This is a genomic window from Kordia jejudonensis, assembly GCF_001005315.1.
Lineage (GTDB): Bacteria > Bacteroidota > Bacteroidia > Flavobacteriales > Flavobacteriaceae > Kordia > Kordia jejudonensis.
In genome coordinates this window covers 1-10,108 of record NZ_LBMG01000049.1, presented here as the reverse complement: position 1 = coordinate 10,108, position 10,108 = coordinate 1, and the positions used below count along the sequence as shown (strand labels likewise).

General features: G+C 36.0%; 6 protein-coding genes. 3 read left to right on the top strand and 3 right to left on the bottom strand.

Translation table 11 applies throughout. The annotated features are described in order from the left end of the window. Positions 1 to 10: 10 nt before the first annotated feature. The 3 genes from AA089_RS18915 to AA089_RS18905 all read right to left on the bottom strand — a co-directional run bounded on the left by AA089_RS18915 (position 11) and on the right by AA089_RS18905 (position 5,610). The gene (locus AA089_RS18915; RefSeq protein WP_046758565.1) at positions 11 to 3,454 is read right to left on the bottom strand and encodes a hypothetical protein; all 3,444 of its coding nucleotides are present in this window, start codon (positions 3,452 to 3,454) and stop codon (positions 11 to 13) included. 48 nt (positions 3,455 to 3,502) lie between these two features. After that, positions 3,503 to 3,901 carry a LytR/AlgR family response regulator transcription factor gene (locus AA089_RS18910; RefSeq protein WP_053002582.1) on the bottom strand — a complete coding sequence of 133 codons (399 nt, stop codon included), beginning with the start codon at positions 3,899 to 3,901 and terminating at the stop codon, positions 3,503 to 3,505. Between the two features lie 692 nt (positions 3,902 to 4,593). Beyond that, positions 4,594 to 5,610, bottom strand: coding sequence for a glutamine synthetase beta-grasp domain-containing protein (locus AA089_RS18905; RefSeq protein ID WP_046758564.1), 1,017 nt, complete (start codon positions 5,608 to 5,610; stop codon positions 4,594 to 4,596). A 200-nt stretch (positions 5,611 to 5,810) separates the two neighbouring features. On the opposite strand from AA089_RS18905, the gene AA089_RS18900 reads away from it, so the two are divergent. The 3 genes from AA089_RS18900 to AA089_RS18890 all read left to right on the top strand — a co-directional run bounded on the left by AA089_RS18900 (position 5,811) and on the right by AA089_RS18890 (position 10,000). Further along, positions 5,811 to 7,988, top strand: a complete 2,178-nt coding sequence (locus tag AA089_RS18900) for a glutamine synthetase III family protein (RefSeq protein ID WP_046758563.1) — start codon at positions 5,811 to 5,813, stop codon at positions 7,986 to 7,988. Positions 7,989 to 8,263: 275 nt separating this feature from the next. After that, positions 8,264 to 8,737, top strand: coding sequence for a GNAT family N-acetyltransferase (locus AA089_RS18895; protein WP_046758562.1), 474 nt, complete (start codon positions 8,264 to 8,266; stop codon positions 8,735 to 8,737). An 81-nt stretch (positions 8,738 to 8,818) separates the two neighbouring features. Beyond that, a complete protein-coding gene (locus AA089_RS18890) occupies positions 8,819 to 10,000 on the top strand; it encodes an AIR synthase related protein (RefSeq protein ID WP_046758561.1) in 1,182 nt (393 codons plus the stop codon). The last annotated feature ends 108 nt before the right edge of the window (positions 10,001 to 10,108 follow it).

Sequence of the window (10,108 nt, the reverse complement as noted above, 5' to 3'; positions counted from 1 at the left end):
TATGTAGTTTTTAATTGTTTTTATAGTGATAGTTATTTTCGCTGAGTACATGCTGATCATGATCTAACACATATTTTAAACGTCCCATACTATCGTAATTGTAATAGGTGTTTCTATCTCTTGGATCAGTTGTTTGTATCACTCCAATCATAGGTTCATAAATAAAAGTACTTATCATCGCATTTGGAAGCGAAGTTCTAAGATTTGATAGTGCTGATTCAAGTGCAGCATCTGTTAGATTCTGAATACTTGATTCGTCTATGATTGCTGAAACCTCTTGGAAAGTAGCATTTTCAATCTTTGCTATGGGATAATTGTAATTGTAACCCCATAGATAAGTAATGTGCGTACCGTCTGTTTTGGAAACCTCACGTGGTTGTCCAAAAGGTGTATAGTCATGATAGGTAACACGTTCTTCCAGTATGTTTGATTTCTTTGCGCCATCTATTGATGCTGGAAGTAAGTTGCTCAGGTTGTTAGCAGTTCCTGCAAATACACTATAATTCATTTTAGTGGTTTGCATCAGCTCAGTGCCTTTGTATTGTTTGGTAACTAATGGAATACCGAGTCGATTCTCTGTTAAGAGTCCTGTGTGGTTTTCTTCATAGGCATAACTGTAGGTAGTTTCATATTCATCACCCTTACTGTCAATCATCACTGTTTTTGTTGGATTGTGATGCTGTGGAATACTTTCATAAAAACTCTCTGTTACCTGTGTGAGCTCACGTGTGCCTTCTTTAGAAATCACAATTTGTTTATTAGGGAGCCATTGTCCTGACCAGAGTGTATAAAGATGACTATCTAATGAGCATATGTTTGATGTAGCACAGTCCTGCATTGCTTCTAAGTTATCATTACTAGTAACATATTCAGCTAAGCTGTTGTGATAGGCTATACGCATGTCTCTATTATGTGAAATTCCTTGAACTTTTTCTACAGAATAATTATTATTGTTAATGTCTACAACTACATATTGATGATGCGTCGTACTTTTATCTTCTACTTTTTCTAATAATAGATTTCCTGCCCAATATTCAGAGGTAAAAGGAGCACCAGGAAAAGCAATGTCAAAGAACTCCCCATCTTCATCACTGAAAAAGGAATATTTTCTAAAAATCTCACGAGATTCTGGAGTGGAACTTCCAAGGTTACTATATCCTGTTTCAATGGCTACTGGATGAATGCGCTCTTTTACTTGTCCATACCCCACATAGCCTGATTGCGTTGTTAGAAGTGGCACCCAGCTTTGAGAAACAATTTTCTGAACACCACCTATTGATATTGAAAAATACTCTGGTTGACTTAACACATATCCATAGGTATATTCAAAACTTCTATAAGCCGTTAACTTGTTTTTATCATAGGTTTTTATCCCTTGTACACGAAGTCCTCCAAAGTAATCAAAGTAGTAATCATCAGGTGGATTTTGATCTTCATCAAGCCATTTGAGATTAACACTACTGTAATGTTGTGCCATATTATATTGATCATAACTGTCAATTATTTTGATTTCAACTTCATAGGTTTGTCCTTTTAATAAATCTACAAAACCATTGTCCCAAATAGAGCCTGAATGTGCTACACTTCCATCAGTGGTATTCGTTATTTTAAAGGTCATAAAATCACATACCTGATCACCTGGTGTTCCATAAAAAGAATCCTCATTGTCACATCGATTTGAAAAACCAGCATAACTTACTTGTGTTTTATTGATGTCTGTAGTACTTGATTTTGCAGTATTTGAAATGCTAAAAGTGTTGGTAAAAGTATAGGTGTTTCCTGATCCGTTTGCTACAACGGTATATGGATAACTTGGTTTGGCTTCCACTTTTGCTACGACCTCTTCGTATGGAGTAGCAGCCATATTATTGATATCACCACGATTGTTTTCATAATAAAGTTTTGTTACACCGCCTTCGGGATAAGTTATCTTATTCAAAATACATGCTGAACTATAGGCAGGATTTGCGTCTCGGTTAGAAATAAAGTCTACATATGGAATCAAACTATTATTATCATCTGCACCATTGTAATAGCCCCAATGGTCTTGGGCTTGTGAACGCTTGTGTGGAAGCATTACCGCTGTGTTGTAGTCAAAACGATAGCTGTAATCATCTGCTGCATTGTAGCCTCCATGCATTCCTTTAAAAACAACCTTATCTAGCTTTAAACGTTTATTGATAAAACTACTCACATTTGCCTCAATAGATCCATTAAGAGTTGCTCCTGAGATAAATTCTGGCTCATCACTCGGTGTACTTATAAAATAAGAATGCTCTAAGCTTACACGCTGAATTTCATTACCATCTGTATTTAATATTTTTATATACTCCAATCGTTGTTTTGAAGATTGTGTATCCTCACGATCTAGCGCAGCACGGATAAATTCTACACTGCCTTTACTACTGATGATTTTTGAAAGTAGTGTGTAACTTCTGTAGACTACTGAATAGGTTTTAATATGGTCGTTAGCTGGAGTACCTGTACCTGTCTTTAAAATAAACGATTCTGATCCGCTAGCTGTACTAATATCATTATAAGGATCACTAACAATATGATTTGGAAGTATAGGACGGTCATATTCAAAAGTAATGACATCTCCATTTGGACTTGTTACTGAGACTAAATCCCATGTTTCTGTATAACTCTCAGAATTGTTTCCGCTATTTGGAATTTCAAAAGCTCCATTAGTCTGCTGAAAAGCTTGTGATTGATAAAATATATTTCCTTCTTCAAAACGGAATACATTTCCATTGGTATCTGTAATCTTCCAAGCAACGATATTTCCTGAGTCTTGATTGTTAGGATTGTTTGGGTCATTTGGATCATATACCTGAAAGATTGGTTCTATAATCACATTTTTATTTGGAAACTGAATGATTTCTCCAGTACTTATAGTATCTCTATCTTGACTAAACATAAACCTTCCTGATTGTCCTAACATGCTGTAGTTAAAATCATCTGGTTCTAAATCAAAGGCAGCTCCATTATCATCATTGGTATAAAAAGAACATGAATTGTTATACGGAAGTGGTGGATCATTTGGATGTGGGTTACAAGTGCGCTTTACAATATCAACCGTGTAGGGCGTATGAATAAAACCCCAAGGCTTTTGATCATCTCTTCGTCCGCGAACCGTTCGCGTAATTTGCCCACCAGCCGATAAATTCCAGCCAAGTCCAACCCAACCAGCTTCCTCAGACACGCGAATTCCTCCTGCATGATACGATAAGTTAATAGGTGCCGATAACTCTCTTCCTTGTAGGTTATAAATAGGAACGCCCACATTGGGAATTCCACTGTAATACGATACAGGAACTTCGCTGTAGCGTAATAATGAGGCAACCTCAGGGGATTGAGGAATAACCGAAGGTGTATCATACTCTGGAGAATCTTGTCCATAGATAAGACAAGTCGCAAATAGAAGATACATCCATACAAATTGCTTTTTCATAAATGTAATTGTTTTAGTGATTTTTCTTTAAATTTTAAAATGTGCGTATTACGCAACTGCTTGTGTAGTACTTTGGAGTTCTTTGTTTCCGATAATTTTGGAAACACTTGATTTTTTTCTGTAACTAACAGACAATACCTTATTATTGGTTAGGTGAATCAAACGGTATTTTTTCTCGTACTCTTTTATATAGATTAGGTGTACTAAAAAAGAGCGATGAATTCGAACAAAATCCTTGCTTTTCAGAAGATTTTCATAATACTTTAGACATTTACTACTCAAAAGACGTTTGCCATTTTTGAGGTAAAAAAAAGTGTAGTTTTCACTCGCTTGGATATACGTAATGTCGCTAACTAAAATAGTGCTACCCATATGCTTGCTTCCTATTCTAATGGTGTTGTTGTCATGTACAAGTGCATGACTTGAAGATGTTTTTGTTTCTATCATAAATGCGTTACAATTTTATAGTTTATAAAAATTTTTAGAGGTATTTAGTGGTAGCTTTACAAACAAAGAAAAATAGTTTCCGTTGGTGTGCCAACTATTTTTTGTAAGCGTCGACTTTTTTTTGTAAACGTTGATTTTTAGCCTAAAAATGACTGTTTTTACGAAAATATGAACGTCTTTTTCCCGTGGTTATACTTTTATAACGGATGCAAAAATGTTTAAAATCGCCGATTTTTTGAATGAAATTTCAACTGCAATTCTGTCTTTGCAGTAAATGTATTTTTGAAGAAGATTTCGAAATTAGGAGTCTAAAAGCAAAAAAATGCTTCAATCAAATGTTGCTAGTTTTAGTAAAGAAACAAATGTGATCTTGAGTTTGGGAAGTATAAAAATGAATAACTTTAAAACAATTTAACTGAAGAAGTTTATTATATACTAAAGAACCAAAATTGGTAGTTATAGTTGACTAGGTTTTACGGTTCTTATGTATTTAGAACTACTAATTTAATACGAAACTTAGATGGTGAAATGCTGTAATTTGAAAATCATTTGAGAAGAAATCATTGTATTGAAGTGGAAAGTCTAAAAATACAATCCAGATGAAATTCGATAATAAAAAATAAAGGCATAAAAAAAGAGCTTACAATGAAAATCGTAAGCTCTTTTTGATATATAATTAAAATCTAGATGAATTAAAATCCAGCAGATTTTACAGTTTTAATAATTCTTCCAGCAATCTTATACGGATCACCATTAGAAGCTGGTCGTCTATCTTCTAACCAACCTTTCCAGCCTTTTTCCACAGTAATAATTGGAATTCGAATAGAAGCACCACGGTCAGAAATTCCATAACTAAAGTCGTTAATAGAAGCCGTTTCGTGATCTCCTGTCAAACGCTGATCGTTGAATTCTCCGTACACAGCAATGTGTTCTTTTACAACGGGTCTGAAAGCTTCACAGATTTTCTCGTATACCTCTTGACTTCCACAAGTTCTTAATGTCGTGTTAGAGAAGTTTGCGTGCATACCAGAACCATTCCAATCCATATCTTTACCTAGTGGTTTTGGATGGTATTCAATATAATATCCATACTTTTCTGTTAAACGGTCTAATAAATAACGCGCTACCCAAATTTCATCTCCAGCTTTCTTTGCACCTTTTGCAAACAATTGAAATTCCCACTGTCCAGAAGCAACCTCTTGGTTAATTCCTTCAAAATTTAATCCAGCATCAATACATAAATCAGCATGCTCTTCTACCAAATCTCTACCGTGAGTATTTTTTCCACCAACAGAACAGTAATACATTCCTTGAGGAGCAGGATATCCACCAATTGGGAAACCTAAAGGTAACTGTGTTTTACTATCCATGATGAAATATTCTTGCTCAAATCCAAACCAGAAATCATTATCCTCATCTTCAATTGTCGCTCTACCATTAGAAACGTGTGGCGTTCCATCAGCATTTAAAACTTCTGTCATAACTAAATAACCATCTCTTCGTGCAGGATCAGGATAAATAGCAACAGGCTTTAATAAGCAGTCAGAAGATCCACCTTCTGCTTGTCGTGTAGACGAACCATCAAAAGACCAAATAGGACAGTCTTCTAATTTTCCACTAAAGTCATCTTCAACTTTAGTTTTACTTCTCATGTTTTGCGTTGGAAAATATCCATCCAACCAGATATACTCTAATTTAGATTTGCTCATAATATTGGTTATTCATATTAATAATATTCGATGGCAAATATAATTCAATTTTAAAAACAACCTCTCTAAAAAGTAGGTTAAGTTTATGTAAATTATTCAATATTTATTAACAACCCCTATTTTTTTAGGGGTAATATTGTTGAAAAGTGAAAAATGAGTGTCTAAATTGATATATTTGTAAAAAATAATAAAAAACGATTATGCTTAGATTTCATGCACTCAAAGAAACATTGAACAGAAAACCTGTTGAAATTCAAGAAAATGGTCGCCGTTCAGAAACATTTGGAGAAAATGTATTTAATGAACATGCCATGTTACAGCATCTTACCAAAGAAGCGTACAAAAGTGTCATGAATGCCATTGAGTTTGGATCAAAAATCGATAGAAAAGTAGCCGACCATATTTCTACAGGAATGAAAGAATGGGCAATCAGCAAAGGCGCCACTCACTATACACATTGGTTTCAACCACTTACAGGCGCAACTGCCGAAAAACACGATGCCTTTTTCGAAACCATCGGAAACGGTCGTGCCATGGAAAAATTTGATGGCGGGCAATTGGTACAACAAGAACCTGACGCATCAAGCTTTCCAAATGGAGGGATTCGGAATACATTTGAAGCTAGAGGTTACACCGCTTGGGATCCAACATCGCCAGCATTTGTATACGGAACTACACTTTGTATTCCAACCATTTTTGTAGCCTACACAGGCGAAGCACTAGACAACAAAGCACCACTATTAAGAGCGTTGCAATCGGTTGATCAGGCAGCAACGGCAGTGTGTAAATATTTTGATAAAAATGTATCCAAAGTAAATGCATCCTTAGGTTGGGAACAAGAATACTTTTTAATAGATTCCGCACTAGCCGCCGCACGACCAGACATTACCTTAACAGGAAGAACATTATTAGGACATTCATCAGCCAAAGGACAACAATTGGACGATCACTATTTTGGTTCCATTCCAAGCAGAGTAATGAGTTTCATGCGCGATTTGGAAAACGAATGTATGTTGTTGGGAATTCCTGTAAAAACACGTCACAATGAAGTGGCGCCGAATCAATTTGAGCTGGCACCAATATTTGAAGAAGCAAACTTAGCCGTAGATCACAATTCCTTATTAATGGACGTGATGGAAAAAGTAGCACAACGTCATCAATTCAAAGTGTTATTTCACGAAAAACCATTTGCAGGCATCAACGGTTCAGGAAAACACAACAATTGGTCGTTGGCAACAAATACAGGAGTCAATCTACTAAGTCCTGGGAAAACGCCTATGAAGAATTTACAATTTCTAACCTTCTTTGTAAATACCATCAAAGCAGTTCATGACAATGAAGAACTCATTCGAGCAGCAATTGCAAGCGCAAGTAACGATCATCGTTTGGGAGCTAATGAAGCGCCACCAGCAATTATATCTGTATTTATCGGCTCGCAACTTTCAGCTGTTTTGGACGAATTGGAAAATGTAACCAAAGGGAAACTATCGCCACAAGAAAAAACAGACTTAAAACTGAACATTGTCGGTAAAATTCCTGAGATTCTTTTAGACAATACTGATAGAAACCGAACGTCGCCTTTTGCTTTTACAGGAAACAAATTTGAATTGCGCGCTGTTGGTTCTTGGTCAAATTGTGCAGGACCAATGACAGTTTTAAACACAATTATCGCGAAACAATTAAAAGACTTCAAAGTTGAGGTTGATGCCTTAGTCGATCAAAAGGACTTAAAGAAAGACGAAGCAATTTTCAACATCTTACGCGAATACATAAAAGCATCAAAAAAGATTCGTTTTGAAGGAAACGGTTACGGCGAAGCTTGGGAGAAAGAAGCTGCGAAACGCGGATTGAGCAATAACAAAACGACGCCTGAAGCACTAAAAGCACAAATCTCTAAAAAAACCATTGCACTGTATGAAGAAATGAACGTAATGAGCAAGGTGGAAGTAGAAGCGAGGCATGAAATTGAATTGGAAGAATACATCTTACGTATTCAAATAGAAGGAAGAGTATTGGGCGATATTGCTCGAAATCATGTCATTCCAACTGTAATACGCTATCAAAACACGCTAATTGAAAACGTGAGCGGACTCAAAGAAATTTTCGGAAAAGATTTCAAACAATTAGCAACAGAGCAAATTGAATTGATAAAAAATATTTCGGAACACATTGCAGGCATCAATTCCAAAGTAAACGCAATGACGGATGAACGCAAAAAAGCAAACAAAATAGAAGGACAAAAAGCAGCAGAAGCGTATTGCAACAAGGTAAAACCATACTTTGATGAAATTCGTTACCACTGCGACAAGCTAGAATTATTGGTAGATGATGAAATTTGGCCATTGGTAAAATATAGAGAATTGTTATTTACGAGATAAGGTATTTAGTAGGTTAGTATCGCTCTGCTGTCAGCGTGTTAGATGTATGTCATTCCGCACTTGATGCGGAATCTACTACAAACAAACTAGCATACGATCAACAAATACCTGTTCCTATGAAGACGGTAATCTTTTGGGTCGCTTCGCTTTTGGTCTTTGGTCATTTGGTCTTGTAATAAGGAATATTTTAACATCTAACATTTTCAAGGCGTCACTTCGCTGTATTCTTATCCGTCTGTCATTCCTCCGCAGGCAGGAATCTAAATCATTAAAATATGCAAACTAAAACCAAAAGAACAAACTCAAAAGACAATGACTTCATCAGCTTGGTCAAAGAATTGGATGCATTCTTGACGATTCAAAATGGCGAAAAAGATGATTTCTTTAGTCAATTCAATGGTTTGGAAGATTTGCAATATGTGGTCGTTTTGTATGTAGATAAAAAACCTATTGGCTGTGGCGCGTTGAAAATATACAATAACACTACTGTAGAAATCAAACGCATGTACATTCAAACTGAATTGCAAGGCAAAAACCTTGGTGTTACAATTTTAAAAGCATTGGAAACTTGGGCAACCGAACTTGGAAACACACGTTGTATCTTAGAAACAGGGACCATGTTGCCTGAAGCGATTCGTTTCTACGAAAAAAACAACTATCAACGCATTCCGAATTATGATCAATATATAGGTGTGGAAGAAAGTGTGTGTTTTGAGAAGCAGATCGGAGTCGGAAACTTTCATAATTAAAAGTCAAATCGACAAATAAACGAACAAACAAATATAGCAATCTCAAAAAGAAAATTATCTTTGTAGCACAACAACACAACTATGAGTCAAGAAGTATCAAAGCGTTATGCAATGCGTGGCGTTTCCGCATCAAAAGAAGATGTTCATAACGCTATCAAAAACATTGATAAAGGTTTATTTCCACAAGCTTTCTGTAAAATTGTACCCGATTATCTCACAAATGATGAGGACTATTGTTTAATTATGCATGCCGATGGCGCAGGAACAAAATCGTCACTCGCATACATGTATTGGAAAGAAACAGGCGATATTTCTGTTTGGAAAGGAATTGCGCAAGATGCATTAATCATGAATATTGACGACTTACTATGTGTTGGTGCAACGGATAACATCATGTTATCTAGTACGATTGGAAGAAACAAAAATGCCATTCCCGGTGAAGTCATTTCGGCAATCATCAACGGAAGTGAAGAATTGATTCAAGAGTTGAAAGAATTTGGCGTAACCATTCATTCCACAGGTGGCGAAACTGCAGATGTAGGCGATTTGGTCAGAACAATTATCGTCGATTCTACGGTAACAGCACGCATGAAACGAAAAGACGTCATAGACAATGCAAACATAAAAGCAGGCGATGTCATTGTCGGATTGGCTTCTTTTGGACAAGCTAGCTACGAGAAATCATACAATGGCGGCATGGGAAGCAACGGATTAACCTCTGCACGACATGATGTATTTCATAAATATCTTGCTTCAACATATCCTGAAAGTTTTGACAATGCCGTTCCTGAAGAATTAGTTTATTCTGGAAATACGAAACTAACAGATGCTGTTGCAAATTCGCCAATTGATGCTGGAAAATTGGTATTATCGCCAACGCGAACCTATGCGCCCATCATCAAAAACATCTTAAACAAATATACTTCGGAAGACATTCACGGAATGGTACATTGTAGTGGTGGCGCACAAACCAAAATACTACACTTCGTGGAAAACTTACATATTATAAAAGACAATATGTTTGAAATTCCGCCATTGTTCAAACTCATTCAAGAGCAATCAAATACGGATTGGAAAGAAATGTATCAAGTATTCAACTGTGGACATCGTATGGAAATTTACGTTTCTCCAGAAATTGCCGAAGATATCATTGCGATTTCAAAATCGTACAACGTTGATGCACAAATTGTTGGGAAAGTAGAAGCTTCTGATAGTAAAAAATTGACAATTTCCAGCGAGTACGGAACGTTTGAGTATTCTTGATGTACGATGTACGATGTACGATTGTTGATTTATGATTTGACGATTTATTTACTTTAATAACCTGTTCATTTAAAATTTGGCGACTATATATTAGTTTTACCCAAATCG